Consider the following 17,232-nt stretch of genomic DNA (forward strand, 5'->3'; position numbering starts at 1 on the left):
TCAGGCCACGGCAGCCGCGTTGGCCGTGTCTGCCGGGTTTGCCAACCCTGCCGCCACCGCATAGCGGCTCGCCTTGCGCGGCAAGCCGAGATGATCGCGCAGCGTCGATCCCGTCAACGTGCGCTCATAGCGCCCGCGTCGTTCGAGTTCAGGGACCACGTAGCGCACGAAATCGTCCAGGCCCTGCGCCTGCACCGCGAAGCCGAGGATGAAACCGTCGGCCGCGCCGGCGTCGAGCCAGCGGATCAGTTCGTCCGCGATCTGCGCGGGCGTGCCGAGAAAATGCGTGCGCGGCGTGGCGACTTCGAGCGCGACCTCACGCAATGTCGAACCCTTGCTGCGCGCTTCGGCCTTGATGCGGTCGGTGGTCGAACGGAAACTGTTGCGGCCGATCTCTCCTAGCTCGGGGAACGGTTGGTCGAGCGGATACTGCGTGAAGTCGTGGTGATCGAAATAACGGCCGAGATACGCGAGCGCTTCGTCGATCGTCAATAGCTCGCGAATCGCGCGGTATTTCGCTTCCGCTTCCTCGTGTGTCGCGCCGACGATCGGGCTGATGCCGGGGAAGATCTTCACGTCGTCGCGGCTTCTGCCATGTTCGACCGCGCTGTCTTTCACGCGCTGCGCGAACGCGCGCGTTTCTTCGATCGACACCGAATGCGTGAACACCGCGTCCGCGTATTTGCCGGCGAGCGCGATGCCGGCATCCGACGAGCCCGCCTGGAAAATCACCGGCTGACCCTGCGCCGAGCGCTGAATATTGAGCGGCCCCGCCACCTGGAAGAACTTGCCCTCGTGATCGAGTGTGTGCAGCCGGTCGCGTTCGAAGAACACGCCCCGCTCGCGGTCGCGCACGAACGCGTCGTCGTCCCAGCTATCCCACAGGCCTTGCGCGACGCTCAGGTATTCGTCGGCGATCTCGTAGCGCAGCGCATGCTCGGGGTGCGAGCCGCCGTAGTTCTTCGCGGTGCCTTCGAGCGGCGTCGTGACGACGTTCCAGCCCGCGCGCCCGCCGCTGATCAGATCGAGCGACGCGAACTGGCGCGCGACGGTGAACGGATCGCTATACGACGTCGATACGGTGCCCGCAAGCCCGATCTTCGACGTGACCGTCGCGAGCGCCGACAAGATCGAGATCGGTTCGAAGCGGTTCAGAAAGTGCGGAATCGATTTCTCGTTGATGTACAGACCATCGGCGACGAACGCGAACGCGATGCCGTGTGCCTCGGCCTTGCGCACCGTATCGACGAAGAAATTCAGGTTCACGCTCGCATCGGCGGGGCCGGCCGGATGCTTCCACGAATTCATATGGCTGCCGGCGCCCTGCAGCATGATGCCGAAATCGAGTTTGCGATGGCTCATCGGATAGTCCGCCAATCGTTGAGTGTTCGTTGGAGAGATCACGCGTAGGCCGGCTCGATCGTGCTGCCGAGCAGTTCGACCGAGCGCAGGCGCGCCGGATAGTGTTGCAACGGCGAATCGATGACGAATTCGTCGATGCCGTAGCGGCGGCTCAAGGCGTCGAGCTGGTCGCGTACATCGTCGGCCGTGCCCTTGACGACGTGCGGATGGCGCTCTTCGATCGTGTAGCCGCTCGCGCCCGCCTGGCGCGCGTATTCTTCCGCGGCTTCGGGCGTCGCCAGATTCAGGCTTTGGCCGCTGGCCAGTTGCAGCCTGAAGATGCGCAGCGGCCCGGTGAGCCGCTCGGCTTCGTCGCGCGTCGCCGCGGCGACCGCGTACAGTGCGAGCAGCGGCGCGCGGCCGCTCGCATCGCGGTACGTCTGCACGGTGCGCTCGATGTTCGCCTCGTCGCCGTTGAAGTGTCCGGCGTAGCAGAACTGCCAGCCCTGCTTTGCCGCGAGCGCTGCGCTATCCGGACTGCCTCCGAGCAGAATGCGCTCAGGCAGCGTCGGCGGCGCCGGAAACGCGATCGCGCCGGCGAGCGCATGGTCCGGTTCGACGCCGGCGCCGAGAAACGCATCGAGTTGCGCGAACTGCGTGTTGAAGCCGGGCTTGCTCTTCTTGTCGTGCAGCCATTGCAGCGCGCGGGTGGTCTGCGGCAGTCCGCCGGGCGCCTTGCCGATGCCGAGATCGACGCGCCCGGGTGCGAGCGCCGCGAGCAGCCTGAAGGTCTCCGCGACCTTGAACGGGCTGTAGTGCTGCAACATCACACCGCCCGAGCCGACGCGAATCCGCGACGTATGTGCGAGCACATGCGAGACGACGATCTCCGGCGCCGAACTCGCGAGGTTGGGCGCGCCGTGATGCTCGGCGATCCAGAAGCGCTTGAACCCGAGCGCTTCGGCGCGCTTCGCGAGCGACACCGTGAAGCGCAACGCTTCGGCCGCGCTCGCACCCGCGGCAATCGGGCTTTTATCCAGCAGCGATAGCGAAAAGGTCATGGGATGGCAGATCGACGAAGAAAGAGAAAAAGCGCTGACGCACTCACGATTTCGGCAATCCCGGCGGATTGGTCGCGGCCTTGTCGATCGCTTCGGAGCCGAGATTCCAGCGCTCGAGCACCGCGCGATACTGGCCTTTGCCGATCAGATCGTTCAGCGCGATCGTTACCGGCGCGGCGAGACCGCTGCCGCGGCGCGTCGTCACCGCGACTTCGGCGGTACGCGGCCAACCGCCGCTGACGGTGCCCACCTGGCGCGTCTTGCCATGCGTGGCCGAGTCGTACAGCAGCGCCGCGTTGACGCTGAAGATCGCGTCGGCACGCCCCGATTGCAGCGCCACCGATTTGACCGCATCGTCGTCGTAGTACTGCACCTGGATCGGCTTCAATCCATGCGCGACGTTCTGCTTGTCCCATTCGAGCAGGATCTTTTCCTGGTTCGTGCCGGCGTCGGTAATCACGCGCAGGCCCGCGACATCCTTGGGTTCGCGGATCGATCTGATCGGGCTGTCGGTCTTCACGAAGAAGCCGACCTCGTCGCGCCGGTAGGTCGAGAAGTCGAACTTGGCCTTGCGCTCCTCGGTCACGGTCACGTTCGAAATCACCGCGTCGACCTTGCCGGAAGCGAGCGCGAGCGGCCAGTCAGGCCACGCGAGGATCACGACATTGAGCTTGCGGCCGAGGCTGTCCGCGACGAGTTGCGCGAGATCGGGATCGAAGCCGACCACGGTCTTCGCATCGGTGGCATAGGTGCTGATCGGCGGATGCGCGACGACGATGCCGACGGTCAGTTCGTCTTTCGCGACGAACGGGAAGTTCGCCGGCACCGCCTTGGCCGCGGCTGCATCCTGTTCGGCGCGCACGCGGCCGTGCTGGTCGGGACTCAGATCGAAGCCCGTCGCGGCGAACGCGTTGCCGCTGACATAGAACATGGCCGCCAATACGAGCGACGACAACTGCAGATCTGTTTTCATGAGATATCCGTCGAAGTGTGAGGAGATAGGAGTGCGGCGTTTAGCGGACAACCAGATCGGCGTCTTTCGCGCGCAGGTCGTCGAGCGTGTCGTTGCGTTGCGGCGCGAGCAGGTTCTTGCCGAAGCGAAGATGCACGTGCACTTCGGGAGGCAACGCGGTATCGAACAGCTTCGTATAGCCGGTGCGTTCGTAAAGCGCCCATGCTTCGGGCTGCTTGAAACCGGTAGTCAGATAGATGCGCGAGTAGCCCTGCGCGAGCGCACGCGCTTCCAGTTCCCGCACGACCTGTCGCGCGAGTCCCTGGCGGCGCAGATCGTCGCGCGTCCAGATGCGTTTGAGTTCCGCGGTACGCGTGTCGTAGCGCTTGAACGCGCCGCCGCCGATCGTCTCGCCGTCGCGAATCAGCAGAATGAATGCGCCGTGCGGCGGTGCGAACAGGTCGGCCGGATAGCGCGCCATCTCCTGCGCGGCGGCCGCGCCGCCGTCCTTTCGATAATCTTCGTAGCGGGTCGCGTATTCGTGCAGCAGCGCGTCGAGCAGCGGTTGCGCGCGGGGATCGAGTGGCGTGGTGTCAACGACGAGAGTGCTCATGAACGATCGACACGAGGTCGTCGGATAGTCAGGAGCTCATACGATAGCGTGCAGCCGCGTTGCCGCTAACCAAGCAATTTCTCTATCTTTATCTGGTCTCGCGATTGGCTGCGATTGCGGCAAACGCGCTGCAATTGCGTAGCGCAACGCCCGTGTCACGCCGAGATGCTCCGGTCGAAACACGGTGACAACAGCTTGCCGTAAATATTACAAGCTGCTGTCCAATATTTTTCATGTCATTCCATAAAGCAACGCGTCAATCCGGCGCGCCATGGTCATCCCGATACTGAGTCCCCGGTGCACCCCACAACAAGGCCGGAACTGACCGTGCACCCTGATGGCACGGGTACGGTAAAGAAGCATTACTGCCTCGGCCGCATTTCGCATGAGCTGATTCAGGTGCCACGCTCGATCCGCTCCTACGCGCGAACTACCCGAACCGCTTCGGCTCGGCGGTCGGTTATCTGACCGCCGACCCGACATCGATCAAGCTGGGGTGACGGCAAGGTTCACGGGGATCCCCTCAAGTTTCGTTGTGAGGACCATTGATGGCGCTTTGAGCCACTAGAAAGGCACGCATTGCAAGCGGTTCATCGTCCCCTCTTCGGAGGGGCTTTTTTTTGGTTTGGGGTAAAGAAGCTTCCGTGAAGTAGCTTCATCTAATTCGTGCGATACCACCGCCATATCTTGATAATTGCCAGATAGGCCAGCGCCGCGACGATTAGTTCGATCGTCACCCAGAACACGAAATACAGATCATCGGGATCGCCGACACCGAGCCAATCCGAAGCGCGCCACCACGCACGGGCTTCGCTTGCTGACCACTCATTCGATAGCGGGATATAACGAACTGAAATCAGAAACAATCCGATAAACAGCGCGATCTTTAACACCTTACGGGCAAGTGTTGCCATACGTTGCGACCTCAATAGTTCCGTATGCGTCAAGCCCGGAGTTACCGGCGCGGATTGTTTTCGTGTGCAGCAACCCCGAGCGGATTCTCAGGAAGTCAACACGGCTCGGCAGGGTAATGCAGCCTAACGAAACACCCCGACCACCTGCCGGATGCAACCGGAACTGTCCTCGCTTAACGCCGTTGACCCACGTCCAATCATCAATCCTCCCATCGTCCCGATACAGCGCGAACCACTCAGCGTGATCGGTCGGATTCCCCTTATAGAAATTCCATTCATCTAGTAACCACGATAAGGCCTTGGAGCGTACGCCGCCGGTAGGGCGTGCGACGATCCTGTATTTACCTGCAGGAATCGGACCGTTAGAGGGCACCGCCGTACAGCCGCCCCGATTGCGATACTGGTTGTTGCCTGAATACGCGTTGAACGTGCCCAGACCGAAAATTGTTAGCGGTGAGAAATGCTCGTTATTCACCAAAAACTTGCCGTGATAGGCCATGTGTCACGCCTCCTGATTGGGCTGGATGTAGGTCATTGCGTGCTGCATAGGTTCCTCCCGTTGGTGAACCCTGACCGTAAGCGCGTGCCGCTGGCGCGCTACAGGTCGATTCCGGATTGGCCGCTGCTTTCGCCGGGGCAAAAAAAACGCGCCACAGGGGCGCGCAAAACATTTGCATCACAGATAAATTAGCCAATAGAACCGCCACCTCAGCGGGAACGACATACCGGGTGGCGACAGTTCAATGCTAGGTGTATGTGCCGGGTGCAGGCTTCAGACAACTCCGAAAAGCCCGGGGCGAGGGTGATGGTCGTCAACTCTCCTGGGCGGATAAAGGTTCGTCGCGGGAAAATCGTGAAGCTTTGGGGAGCACTTGCGAAGGTCTGGAGGCAGACGATTGAACTGATCGTGGCGGCGCTGTCTTGTGCGGCGATCATGAAGCTATCGCAGTGGTATCACGCGAGGCAGTCAATGCAAGGACCCATTGCCGCCGTTTCTTTAGCGTGTGTGAGCGCCAATGATCGCGGAATACAGACGTTAAACCCGACTCCGACAACGCAGAGCGGAAGGGCCGTGCGAAATCCGGAATCGCGCACATGCGCACGTCCGCCCAGGCGCTCAACACCGTCAAGTTACGGGTGGTTGTACATCGCGTTCCAGTCAGCCTTCGAAACCGCCGGGCGACCTTCGTCCGACGAACCACTTGCGGCACCGCCGTAACCACCGTTTGTTGCAACTTGCTGCGCGGCGACCTTCGCTTCCGCGGCTTGGATCGCGTCTGGATAGTGCGCTTGATCGCCATCACCACCGCGATAACCCGCCTTCTGAAGCTGAACAAGCTCCGCGCGCACCTGGGCGCGGGTAATCGGGCCATTCGACTGGGCGAACGAGGCAACCGGCACTACGACTGCAACGGCAACTGCAACGGCTTGGATGAGGGACTTCATGATGCTCCATCGACTTTTGTTAGTGGTGCGACAACGTGTCTGCACCGACAGCGAAAGTCTAGGAGCCTTTCGTCCGAGGGTTAACCCCTAGTATTCGAAGGCATTGTTCCAATTGGCAGCAGAATGCTGGCATCTTCGCGCGAATGCCCTACCGGCGACGCGAAGCGGCCTTAGTGAGGGCAACTGGCTATCGCACGAACGCCAAGCGCGTGCCGCCCTGGCAGGTGCCGGCGTCTCGCGGACGTCGGTCGAGATAGCGTCGAGCGATCCAAATGCGCCCCCACCCGCTTCAGCGGACCACTTCTTCAGCGAGATGAAATAGGCAATCCCCTCGCCTGACAAGCGCGGGCACCCGCCTGCATACGACTTCGCCATCGCTCGCGAAATGACAGGTCACCGGCTCTTTGAGCGGCGTGTCCGGGAAATGAATGCGCGCCGCCGGCTGCCCTGCGACCACCCGCTCGCCGAGTTCAACCAGCGGCTCGAACAGACCGTTGTCGTATGCGTACACATAGTGACGCGCGCCCGCGACGCGCAGGAAGCGCGTGTCGGCAGGCGGCGCATCGGGCACGAGCGGACCGCTCAATGCGCCGATCGCGCCGAGAAAGTGCAGCAGGCCGTGGCGCGCTTCGCGAAGCAGCGCGGCATCGACTGTCCCGCCACCGCCCAGCTCAGCCGTGATCGACAGCGCCCCTTGCCGGCGCGCGGCAGTCGCGGCATGCACCGGGTTCTCCGCATGCAAAAACGCGTTCGGCAACCCGAAAGCGCGTAATGCGCGTTGCAGCCGCTCATTCTCTGCGTCGTCGCGCGGATCGATCGCGAGCATGTTGTTGCCGCGGTAAAGCAGCGAGCTGCCGCCGGAATGAAGATCGATCAGATAGTCCGCGCGCGCGAGCAGAACATGCTCGATGTAATGCGCGATCACCTGCGTCGGAGAACCTTGCGGATCGCCCGGAAACGTGCGGTTGAGATTGCCGTCGTCGAGCGGTGACGTGCGAAGGGCGGCCTCTGCCGCTGGCGCATTCGCTTGCGGCAACAGGATCAGTTGACCGGCAATCTGGGCCGCGTCGATTTCGCGGATCAGCGTCGACACGAGGATCTGTCCTTCGTACTCGTCGCCATGATTGCCGGCCATGATCAGCACGACCGGACCCGTGCCATTGCGTATCGAAGCGATCGGAATCGGCAGCCAGCCATACGCGGACCGATGCACGGAATGCGGCAGCCGCAGATAGCCCGCATGCTTGCCCTGAGCATCCAGATCGATTTCACTGCGAATCGGATTGCTCGGCGTAACGGTTGAACTCATTGCTTCGCTCGCGCAAGTAACGGCCTTCTAGCCGTTGCAGCTAGACGCCAAACGGAAACTGCCATTTGTTTCGCCGTTCGCCGCCGCATGGCCCGAACGAAAGCGGCGCTTCAGCAGCCACGTCGCACCGTACTGCAGCGTCGAACACAGCAGCAGATAAACGACGCCGACGAACAGAAAGATCTGCACCGGATACACCATCAGCCGATTATTGACCTGATTGGCGAGAAACGTAAACTCGGGCACGCCGACGATATAAGCGAGCGACGTGTCCTTGATCAGCGTGACCCACTGATTGACGAACGACGGCATCATGATCCGTATCGCCTGCGGCAGTTGCACGTACCGCAGCGCCTGCCAGCGCGTCATGCCGAGCGACGCGGCCGCTTGCGCCTGCCCCGCGCCGACCGCGGCGATGCCTGCCTGCACCGAATGCGACAGATACGCGCCGCCGATCAGCGCGAGCGCGCAAACCACGGTGGCGAGGCCGGGCACGTCGATGTGCAGCAGCATTGGCATCAGGAAGAAGGTCCAGAAGATCAGCATCAGCACCGGGATCGCGCGAAAGAAGCCGACCAGGGCAGTGAGCGCCAGATGCGCGGCGCCGCGCGTCAGCGACAATGCAATGCCGCCGGCGAGACCGACCAAAGCCGACAGCAACGCCGAGACGATCGACATCACGACCGTCAGCGCCGCGCCGCCGAGCGGCCCATCAGGGAACGTGCCGAGCAGCAGATAACGCAGCGACGGCAGCCATTCGAGCGCGCTCATCAATGCCCTCCTTGCCAGAGCCGCAGAGCGCCGCGTTTCCATACCAGCAACACCGCTTCGATAACCGCGATGATCGCGATATAGAGCACCGTCGCCGCGCCGAATGCCTGAAACGTCTTGAAGGTTTCCGTATCGACCTGCCGCGATACATACGACAGTTCCGCGAGCCCGATCGTCATCGCAAGCGACGAATTCTTCACGAGGTTCATGTACTGCCCAGCAAGAGGCGGCGTCGAGATCCGGACCGCCTGCGGCAGGATCACGTAACGGAACGCCGCGAGCGGTGTAAGGCCCAGCGCCGCGGCGGCCTGATGCTGCGCGTCCTTCACGCCGCGCATACCCGCGCGAAATTCCTCGCCGACAAACGCGGTCGTATAGCACGTAAGCCCGACCCAGCCCGCGACGAATTCGAACGACGGCCACGCCATCGTCCAGCCAAATAGCGAGACCGTGTGCGACGCATTGAGCCATTCCATCCACGGCTGCGGCAACAGCGTCGCAGCCCCGAAATACCAGAACAGCAATTGCACGAGCAACGGCGAATTGCGAAACCCCAGTATGTATAGCGCGGCCGCGCGCGCGAGCATGCCGTTGCGCGCGTTACGCGCGAGCGCGAGCCCGAAACCGGCGAACGTCGCCGCCGCGCCCGCGCAGGCCGACAACACCAGCGTCATCAGAAAGCCATGCGCGATCCACCCGAGGTACTTCGGTTCCAGCCAGCCGTTCATTCTGCTCTTCTACTCAAGCGCTTTCGTTGCGCAATGAAAAGCGGGCCGCCGTTTTCACACGACAGGCCGGCTCCAAAACTTCCGTCGGATCAGCTCTTCTGCGGATCGCCGATCTTGAACAGACGCGGCAACGGCGCGCGGCTCTGCGGTCCGAACCAGTGGTCGTAGATCTTCGCGGCGCTGCCGTCCGCTTCGAGGCCCTTCAGCGTATCGTCGACGACGTTCAACAGACGCGTCTCGCCCTTCGGCACGCCGACACCTTCATAGTCGTTCGAGATCGTGAACGGCGGGATCTCATAGTTCGCCTTATCGGGCACGTTCGCGAGCAGCGCGACGAGCTTCGGGCCGTCCTGCGTAATCGCCTGCACGTTGCCCGCGCGCAGCGCGGCGAACGCGAACGGCGTGTCGTCGTAGGCGACGATCGTCGCGTTGGGGAATTGCGCGCGCACCTGCTGTTCGTTGGTCGTGCCCTTGTCGGCACCCACGCGCAGGCCGTTCACCTGCTGCGGCGACGTCAGTACGCCCTTCTTCGCGATGAACTGCGTACCCGAGGCGAAGTACGGCGTGCTGAAATCGACTTCCTTCTTGCGCTCGTCGGTAATCGTGAAGTTCGCGAACACGAGGTCGACCTTGCCCGACTTCAGGAACGCGATGCGGTTCGCCGGATTGGTCGGCTGGATTTCGAGCTTCACGCCGAGCTTGTTCGCGACCGCACGCGCATAGTCGACGTCGAGCCCGACGATCTGATTGGTCTTCGGATCGACGAAACCGAAAGGAGCGTTGCTGTCGAAGGTGGCGACGCGCAGCACGCCCGCCTTCCTGATGTCGTCGAGACGATCGGCGTGCGCTGCGCCGGAAATCGCGAGCAGCAACCCCATCACTGCTGCGCCGACGAATTTGATTTTCATGGTTAGGCCTTTGTATTGGATGTTTTATGTACGACGTGATTCACGACTGCCTCACGACAACGACGCACAGACTGTAACAACGCGCATCGCAATGGCGAACCAACTAAACGTCACGAGCTAAGCGGCGATTCAGATATGCGGGAGGTGCCTATTGCTTGCCTTTCCACGGCACCAGCCTGCGTTCGAGCGCGCGCATGCCGAGATCGAACAGCCACGCGATCAGGCCGATCAGCACGATCCCCATCACGACCACGTCGGTGCGCAGGAAGCTCGACGCGTTGAGCACCATCTGACCGAGCCCGGCAGTGGCGGCGACCATTTCGGCCGCGACCAGCGTGGTCCAGCCGAAGCCGATCGCGATGCGCAGGCCGGTCAGGATTTCGGGCAACGCCGCAGGCAACACCACGTGCAATACCACCTGGCGGAAATTCGCGCCCAGCGACCACGCCGCGTTGATCTGCTCGACGCTCGCGCTGCGCACGCCGGCACGCGCGGCCATCGCGATCGGCGCGAAACACGCGAGCCAGATCACGACGATCTTCGCAGTCTCGTCGATGCCGAACCAGATCACGACGAGCGGCAGATACGCGAGCGGCGGCAGCGGCCGGTAGAACTCCAGCGGCGGATCGAGCAGTCCACGCGCGACGCGGCTCACGCCCATCAGAATGCCGACCGGTATCGCGGTGATGCTCGCGAGCGCGAACGCGCCGAACACGCGGATCGCGCTCCACAGCAGATGCTCGGACAACGGCAAGCCGCCCTGAATGCGGCCGTGCCATGCATCGACGAACGCATGCCAGACCGCGTCCGGTGCGGGTAGGAACAGCGGTGGTATCCAGTGCAGATGAGTCGCGGTCCACCACAGCAGCGCAAACACCGCGACGCAGGTCACACTGAGCCACGCGCTCGGGCCTTCACCCGGCATGCCGCGATAAGGTCTGCGGCCGTGCGCCGCGCTGCGTAGCCGGGTCGCGTTGCGCGCTGTGTCCGGACGTGTCGGCGCGTGTTGTTGCGACGAATCGATCACGCTCATCAGGCGGCCTCACGCAATGTATCGTGCAGCCGCCGCGTCAGGCGCTCGCGCCACTCGATGAAAGCCGGCGACGACTTGACCGCGCGTGCATCGCGAGTCGCCAGATATTCGCGCGCGAATGGCAGTGCGTGGACTTCGGCGATGCGTCCGGGCCCCGGTGTCATCAGTACCAGACGCGTCGCGAGAAACAGCGCTTCCTCGACGCTGTGCGTGATGAAGAACACGGTCTTGTGCGTGCGCGTCCACACGTCGAGCAGGAGTTCCTGCACCGTCTCGCGCGTCAACGCATCGAGCGCACCCATCGGCTCGTCCATCAGCAATATCTGCGGATCGCTCGCCAACGCGCGCGCAATACCCACGCGCTGCTGCATGCCGCCCGACAGTGCATGGATCTTCGCGTTCGCATGCCGTTCGAGCCCGACGAGCGCCAGCGTGCGCCGCGCGATCTCGTGTCGCTGCGCACGCGCGATGCCGCGAAACCGCAAGCCGAGCGCGACGTTGTCGAGCACGTCGAGCCACGGCATCAGCGCATGCTTCTGGAACACGACGCCGCGCTCGGCACCGGGTCCGTCGATGGGCGTGCCGTTGAGTCGCACCTCGCCTTCGCTCGGATCGACGAAGCCCGCGATGCAGTTGAGCAACGTGGTCTTGCCGCAACCCGACGCCCCGAGCGCGACCACGAACTCGCCGCGCTCGATGCGCAGATCGACACCCGCGAGCGCGGGCTCGCTCGCACCGGCGTAGGTCACGCACAGTCCGCGGATGTCGAGCATGCTCATCGCGCGGCCTGCTGCGCGAAGCGCGGATTCACGGCCGCGGAGTAGTCGGGCAACACGTTCTGGATCGTGCCCTGCGTCTTCAGGAACGCCGCCGTGGCCGCGAGCGATTGCGCCGCGCCCGACTGCTTGCCGCCGCCGAGCCAGGTCGGCGACGCCTGCTCCGCGGCGCTCGGGAACGCGTACAGCGCGAGGCTCGCGGGCACGTCGGCCGGTGCCGCGCCCGACTCCTGCGCAACCGCCTGCACCTGCTGCGAAGCCGCGGTCCAGTCGGCCTTGTGATCGCGGTACAGCGCGTCCGTATCGGCGAGCACCTTGACGAGACCCGCCATGAAGGCCGCGTTGTCGCGCTCGAACTGCCGCGACGCGACAAAGCCGTCGAAGGTTGCCTTGCCGCTTCCCTTCGCGACTTCGCCTGACGTAATCAGCACTTTGCCGTTCTGCTTGACCTTCGCGAGCACGGGGTCCCAGATGTAGGTCGCATCGATATTGCCGCGCTGCCAGGCGGCGGCGACCTCTGGCGGACGCAGGTTCAGGATCTTCACCGATGACGGATCGACACCCGCCTGTTGCAACGCGACCAGCGCATGAAAATGCGACGTCGACACATACGGCACGCCGATCGTCTTGCCCTTCAGGTCAGCGATCTTCGTCACGCCCGAACCGTCGCGCGCGACCAGCGCTTCCGCGTCGTTGATGTTGTCGAGAATCCAGAACAGCGACAGGTCGACGCCTTGCGACAGGCCCGCCGCGATCGGGCTCGATCCCGCCTCACCCAGCTGGATCGAGCCTGACGCCAGTGCGCGCACCACATCCGCGCCGCTGCCGAGCTTGCGATACGTGACCTTGTAGCCGGTCGCTTTTTCGACGGCGCCGGTGGCTTGCGCGTAACGCCACGGCACGACCATGTCCTGATAGCCGATCACGACTTCTCGGCTTTGCGCGTGCGCGGATGAAGCGAACGGCGAAAACGCGGCAATGCCGGCCGACGCCGCGACGAAGACAGCGGCGCGCAACGCACGCCGCAGCTGACGGAGGGAGTGATTCATCGGAAGCCTTCGGGTTGGTCTGGATACGAAGAAGCTTCCGACTATAGGCACTTTCGACCGGCGCGGTTCCAACGAATCATGCATAGCTAATCACTGGAACGCAGCATTGCTTTTGCGTCGCGACTATCCGCCATAGCGCCAAAACTGCTTTGATTCTGAGCATTTGTTGGTTCGCTCGCGCCACCGTCCTGGTTACATTGGGGCGACCACCACACGCGACCATAAGGACAATCGATGACACCGACCCGGGGATTTTCATTCTTCACGACCGCGCGCAACGCAATCGCGACCGTCGGCGAGCGCAACCGCAGCCGACGCGGTTGGCTGAAGACCGCCGCGGCCGCGCTCGCACTCGGCGTCTTCGGCGCAGCCCACACCGCCCACGCCGCGCCGCTCGACGAGCTGAAACTCGACTATGCGTACTATTCGCCGGAAAGCCTCGTGATCAAGCGCAACGGCTGGCTCGAACAGGAGTTCGCCGCCGACCACACACAAGTGAAGTGGGTGCTGAGCCTCGGCAGCAACCGCGCGCTCGAATACCTGAACAGCGGCGCGATCGACATCGGCTCGACGGCGGGCCTCGCCGCCGTGCTCGGCAAGGCGAACGGCAATCCGATTCGCGCGGTGTACATCTATTCGCGGCCCGAGTGGACCGCCCTCGTCGTGCGCAAGGACTCGCCGATCAAAACCGTCGCCGATCTGAAGGGCAAGAAGATCGCGGCCACCAAGGGCACCGATCCGTTCCTGTTCACGTTGCGCGCACTGCATACGGCGGGGCTGTCGCGCGACGATGTCGAGATCGTCAACCTGCAGCATCCCGATGGCCGCACCGCGCTCGCCAATGGCCAGGTGGACGCGTGGGCCGGGCTCGATCCGCACATGGCGGCCGCGCAGATCGACGATGGCGCGCGCCTGCTGTATCGCAACGTCGACTTCAACACCTGGGGTTTCCTGAATGCGCGCGAAGACTTCATCCGCGACCATCAGGACGCGCTCGCGCGCGTGCTGAAGGTCTATGAAAAAGCCCGGGTCTGGATCGCCGCACACCCTGATGACACCGCCAGGATCGTCGCGGAGGAATCCAAAGTTTCGCTGCCGGTCGCCAAACTGCAGTTGAGCCGCAACGACTTCAGCCAGCCTCAGCCTGGCGCCCGGCAGATTGCCGCGCTCAAAGCCGCCGCGCCGATCCTGGTCGACGAGCAACTCGTGAAGGGCGGCACCGATCTGAACGCGATCATCGATGCACTGGTCGACGCTAAACTCGCGCAGCCGGCGATCGCGACGGCGAGCAACGGCTCCAAATGAAGCACACGCACCAGACCCGAGCCTGCCGATGAGCACCGCGAAGAACTTTTTCACACTCGCACGGAGGGATTCGTCCTGTCCGTCGTGTAGCGAACTCGCGCATCCGCCGCGCGCGATCGACCCGCTACGACTGTGGCGCTATGCCGGTCTCGCGCTGCCGGTCGTGTTCCTGGCTGTCATCGAGCTGCTGGTGCGCGCGTCGATCCTGCCGATGCATCTGGTCCCCGCGCCCAGCGGGATTGCGCAGACGCTATGGGATATCGGCGCGGCGCGGCTCGCGCGCCACATCGGCGCGAGCGTGATCCGCGTGTACGGCGGCTTTGCGATCGGCGCCGTGCTCGCGCTGCTGATCGGCGCGGCGATGGGCCTCAGCCGGCGCGTCGATGCCTTGCTCGACCCCGCGTTTCAGGCCTTGCGCGCGATTCCGTCGCTTGCGTGGGTGCCGATCCTGCTGCTATGGATGGGCATCGACGAAGCGCCGAAGATCACGCTGATCGCGATCGGCGCGTTTTTCCCGGTGCAGTTGAGCGTGGTGACAGGCATTCGCGGCGTCGACCGCAAGCTGATCGAATTCGGCGAGTTGAACCGGCTGAGCCGGCGCGCGCTGTTCACGCGCATACTGCTGCCCGCGTCGATGCCGCAGATTTTCACCGGACTGCGCACGGGGCTCAGCCTCGCGTGGATGTTCATGGTGGCCGCCGAACTGATCGCGGCGACGCGCGGGCTCGGCTATCTGCTCAGCGATGGCCGCGAAACCGGCCGCCCGGATCTGGTGTTCGGCGCGATCCTGTTGCTCGCGCTGCTCGGCAAACTGAGCGACGGCATGCTGAAAGCGATCGAGGTACGCGCGCTGTCGTGGCGCGATGCGCACCGGGTGTCGGAGGCCGCGCGATGAATCGGGCACCTGCTTCGTTGCTCGAAGTACGTGGACTGACGCGGCGCTTTGGCGAGCGCAATGTGTTCGAGAAGGTATCGTTCGCGCTGTCGCGCGGCGAGATCGTCAGTCTGGTCGGTCCTAGCGGCTGCGGTAAAAGCACACTGCTGCGCGCGGTGGCGGGACTCGATCGCGCAGCCACGGGTGCCGTGCTGATCGACGGCGTGCCCTTGCTCGCGCCGTCGCCGCGCGTCGGTATGATCTTTCAGGAACCGCGCCTGCTGCCGTGGCTCAGCGTGGCCGACAACATTGCCTTTGCCGCGGGGCCGCATGCGGGAGACGATCCGCGCGTCGATGCGCTGCTCGCCGAGGTGGGTCTCGCTGGCGTGCGCGACGCGCTGCCGAAGCAACTATCCGGTGGCATGGCGCAGCGCGTCGCGCTCGCGCGAGGTCTGTTCAACGAGCCGGAACTGCTGCTGCTCGACGAACCGTTCAGCGCCGTCGATGCGATCACGCGCGCGCGACTGCAGCAGTTGCTGCTGGCGTTGAAACACGCGCGCGGCACAACGGTGCTGCTCGTCACGCACGATCTCGACGAAGCACTGAGTCTGTCCGATCGCGTGCTGCTGTTGTCCCCGGCGGGCGTTGGCAGCCCGAGCCGCATCGCGCGCGAACTGCCGATTGCGTTACAGCGGCCGAGGAATCCGCGCGATGCGTCGTTGAATGTGCTGCGCGATGTTTTGCTGGAGATGTAGCGGGCTGCGGAAAATCACGCTATCTCGCACGCCGGGCTTCGACAAACGCCTCGACATAATGCAGCGCCTGTTCGCACTGCTCGGGTGTGAACGCGTGGATGCTCGCAGGAACCGGATCGAAGCCAAGCTCGGTCGCGACCCACCGGATCGCTTTCGCGCGGGCTTCGAATGCGTTGACGCCATCGCGGCGCACCTTCGCGGCGACGAGCGGTTCGAGCGCGTCGTGCAGCTTGCTCTTCGACTCGCGCAACGTCGCGTCGGCGAGGCGGCCGAGCGGCAGGTTGTGTTTGCTGCGCGAATACACGCCGATCCACGCCTGACAGCCGGTGCAGATCCACAGCGGGCCTTGATCGCTGCGATACGGGTAGGACTCGTCGCCGTAACGCGCGAGCAAAGCGCGGTTGCCGCAGTAGTCGCATGACGGCTGCGGCAGTGCCTTGACGGGCTTGCCTACACGCATGGGGAGTGCCCCCGGGAGAATTCGCGGTACTTCATCGCATCGATCCGACTGGCGGAAAACGGGTGGAGCCTCACAGTTTAATGGAAGGCCCGCACCCGCAAGCAAGACCTAGCTTCTCTCTGCGATCTCCATCACGACGCGACGCCGCGCCGCCAGTCCTTCCGCCGACCTCTGCCGGACCAGCTCCACCACCGCTTGCGGCGCCAGCGCCGGATCGCCCGCGTCGAACGGCGGCGCTGGCGCGTATTCGAGTTCAAGCTGGATCGCCTGCGCCTCTTCGACGCCCGCCAGCTCGGCAGCCACGGTCAGCCCGAAATCGATGCCAGCCGTCACGCCGCCGCCGGTAATCAGATTGCCGTCGCGGACCACACGCGCATGCGTCGGAATCGCGCCGAGCGGTTCCAGCAACGAGTGAAACGCCCAGTGAGTCGTCGCGCGCCGCCCGCGCAGCAGACCGGCCGCACCCAGCAGCAACGCGCCGGTGCAGACCGACGTCACATAGCGCGCGCTCGCGGCCTGCCGACGAACGAAGTCGATCGTCTGCTCGTCTTGCAACAGCGCGGTCACGCCGCTTCCGCCCGGCACACAGATCACGTCGAGCGGGGGGCAGCTTTCGTACGTCGCGCTCGGCGTCAGCACGAGGCCGTTGCTCGACACCACCGGCTCCCGCGTCTTCCAGACCAAATGTATCGTGGCGCCCGGCACCGATGCGAGCACGTCATGCGGGCCGGTCAGATCGAGTTGCTGTACTTTCGGAAACACCACAAAACCGATTTGGAGGCTCATGGGGATACCTTGTCGAAGGAGAAATCGAAACGCGCCATCTGTCATTTCTTCCAGCTGGACGGATCGATTCTAGGCGCGTAGTGTTTGGCAAGACTGCCATTGTTCCCTTGATTTCTGCCACGTCTTAGCATGTTCAGCGCTCCGCGTTCTA

At 63.8% G+C, this 17,232-nt stretch carries 19 protein-coding genes; 3 read left to right on the top strand and 16 right to left on the bottom strand.

Translation table 11 applies throughout. The features are described 5' to 3' along the window. The 14 genes from QFZ91_RS35110 to tauA all read right to left on the bottom strand — a co-directional run bounded on the left by QFZ91_RS35110 (nt 1) and on the right by tauA (nt 12,901). The gene (locus tag QFZ91_RS35110; RefSeq protein ID WP_429570050.1) at nt 1-1,362 is read right to left on the bottom strand and encodes an LLM class flavin-dependent oxidoreductase; all 1,362 of its coding nucleotides are present in this window, start codon (nt 1,360-1,362) and stop codon (nt 1-3) included. 38 nt (nt 1,363-1,400) lie between these two features. Beyond that, the gene (locus tag QFZ91_RS35115; protein WP_429570051.1) at nt 1,401-2,402 is read right to left on the bottom strand and encodes an LLM class flavin-dependent oxidoreductase; all 1,002 of its coding nucleotides are present in this window, start codon (nt 2,400-2,402) and stop codon (nt 1,401-1,403) included. 43 nt (nt 2,403-2,445) lie between these two features. After that, nucleotides 2,446-3,375: an ABC transporter substrate-binding protein gene (locus QFZ91_RS35120; protein ID WP_429570052.1), complete on the bottom strand. Its 930-nt coding sequence runs from the start codon at nt 3,373-3,375 to the stop codon at nt 2,446-2,448. Nucleotides 3,376-3,415: 40 nt separating this feature from the next. Next, nucleotides 3,416-3,967, bottom strand: coding sequence for a GNAT family N-acetyltransferase (locus tag QFZ91_RS35125; protein ID WP_429570053.1), 552 nt, complete (start codon nt 3,965-3,967; stop codon nt 3,416-3,418). 659 nt (nt 3,968-4,626) lie between these two features. Next, nucleotides 4,627-4,881 (bottom strand): hypothetical protein, encoded by a 255-nt coding sequence (locus tag QFZ91_RS35130; protein WP_368596933.1) that lies wholly within the window; start codon nt 4,879-4,881, stop codon nt 4,627-4,629. Then, a complete protein-coding gene (locus tag QFZ91_RS35135) occupies nt 4,862-5,380 on the bottom strand; it encodes a DUF2778 domain-containing protein (protein WP_429570054.1) in 519 nt (172 codons plus the stop codon). The genes QFZ91_RS35130 and QFZ91_RS35135 overlap by 20 nt, the downstream gene beginning before the upstream one ends. Nucleotides 5,381-6,012: 632 nt before the next feature. Next, the gene (locus QFZ91_RS35140) at nt 6,013-6,327 is read right to left on the bottom strand and encodes a DUF4148 domain-containing protein (protein ID WP_368596934.1); all 315 of its coding nucleotides are present in this window, start codon (nt 6,325-6,327) and stop codon (nt 6,013-6,015) included. A gap of 289 nt (nt 6,328-6,616) precedes the next feature. Beyond that, a complete protein-coding gene (locus QFZ91_RS35145; protein WP_429570055.1) occupies nt 6,617-7,636 on the bottom strand; it encodes a succinylglutamate desuccinylase/aspartoacylase family protein in 1,020 nt (339 codons plus the stop codon). 27 nt (nt 7,637-7,663) lie between these two features. Continuing rightward, on the bottom strand, nt 7,664-8,407 hold the full coding sequence (locus QFZ91_RS35150) for an amino acid ABC transporter permease (RefSeq protein WP_429570056.1): 744 nt from the start codon (nt 8,405-8,407) through the stop codon (nt 7,664-7,666). Continuing rightward, nucleotides 8,407-9,135: an amino acid ABC transporter permease gene (locus QFZ91_RS35155; protein WP_429570057.1), complete on the bottom strand. Its 729-nt coding sequence runs from the start codon at nt 9,133-9,135 to the stop codon at nt 8,407-8,409. The genes QFZ91_RS35150 and QFZ91_RS35155 overlap by 1 nt, the downstream gene beginning before the upstream one ends. Before the next feature lie 89 nt (nt 9,136-9,224). Then, a complete protein-coding gene (locus QFZ91_RS35160; protein ID WP_176379673.1) occupies nt 9,225-10,043 on the bottom strand; it encodes an ABC transporter substrate-binding protein in 819 nt (272 codons plus the stop codon). Between the two features lie 148 nt (nt 10,044-10,191). After that, nucleotides 10,192-11,076, bottom strand: a complete 885-nt coding sequence (locus QFZ91_RS35165) for an ABC transporter permease subunit (protein ID WP_429570058.1) — start codon at nt 11,074-11,076, stop codon at nt 10,192-10,194. Next, on the bottom strand, nt 11,076-11,855 hold the full coding sequence (locus QFZ91_RS35170) for a taurine ABC transporter ATP-binding protein (RefSeq protein WP_429570059.1): 780 nt from the start codon (nt 11,853-11,855) through the stop codon (nt 11,076-11,078). The genes QFZ91_RS35165 and QFZ91_RS35170 overlap by 1 nt, the downstream gene beginning before the upstream one ends. After that, nucleotides 11,852-12,901, bottom strand: coding sequence for a taurine ABC transporter substrate-binding protein (gene tauA, locus QFZ91_RS35175; protein WP_429570060.1), 1,050 nt, complete (start codon nt 12,899-12,901; stop codon nt 11,852-11,854). The genes QFZ91_RS35170 and tauA overlap by 4 nt, the downstream gene beginning before the upstream one ends. A gap of 234 nt (nt 12,902-13,135) precedes the next feature. Between tauA and QFZ91_RS35180 the strand changes: the two genes are divergently transcribed. From QFZ91_RS35180 to QFZ91_RS35190, 3 genes are read left to right on the top strand one after another with little or no spacing between them, the layout of a single operon-like run. After that, complete coding sequence (locus tag QFZ91_RS35180) at nt 13,136-14,206, top strand: aliphatic sulfonate ABC transporter substrate-binding protein (protein ID WP_429570061.1); 1,071 nt, start codon at nt 13,136-13,138, stop codon at nt 14,204-14,206. A 28-nt stretch (nt 14,207-14,234) separates the two neighbouring features. Continuing rightward, nucleotides 14,235-15,101 carry an ABC transporter permease gene (locus QFZ91_RS35185; RefSeq protein ID WP_429570062.1) on the top strand — a complete coding sequence of 289 codons (867 nt, stop codon included), beginning with the start codon at nt 14,235-14,237 and terminating at the stop codon, nt 15,099-15,101. Next, nucleotides 15,098-15,835 carry an ABC transporter ATP-binding protein gene (locus tag QFZ91_RS35190; protein ID WP_429570063.1) on the top strand — a complete coding sequence of 246 codons (738 nt, stop codon included), beginning with the start codon at nt 15,098-15,100 and terminating at the stop codon, nt 15,833-15,835. The genes QFZ91_RS35185 and QFZ91_RS35190 overlap by 4 nt, the downstream gene beginning before the upstream one ends. A 19-nt stretch (nt 15,836-15,854) precedes the next feature. On the opposite strand, the gene QFZ91_RS35195 is transcribed toward QFZ91_RS35190, so the two are convergent. Together QFZ91_RS35195 and QFZ91_RS35200 are read right to left on the bottom strand one after the other, a co-directional pair. Further along, nucleotides 15,855-16,295: a zinc-finger-containing protein gene (locus QFZ91_RS35195; protein ID WP_429570064.1), complete on the bottom strand. Its 441-nt coding sequence runs from the start codon at nt 16,293-16,295 to the stop codon at nt 15,855-15,857. A 108-nt stretch (nt 16,296-16,403) separates the two neighbouring features. Next, on the bottom strand, nt 16,404-17,081 hold the full coding sequence (locus tag QFZ91_RS35200) for a DJ-1/PfpI family protein (protein ID WP_429570065.1): 678 nt from the start codon (nt 17,079-17,081) through the stop codon (nt 16,404-16,406). Between the last annotated feature and the right edge of the window lie 151 nt (nt 17,082-17,232).

The sequence above is a fragment of the Paraburkholderia sp. JPY419 genome, from assembly GCF_050435705.1.
Taxonomy (GTDB): Bacteria; Pseudomonadota; Gammaproteobacteria; order Burkholderiales; family Burkholderiaceae; genus Paraburkholderia; species Paraburkholderia youngii.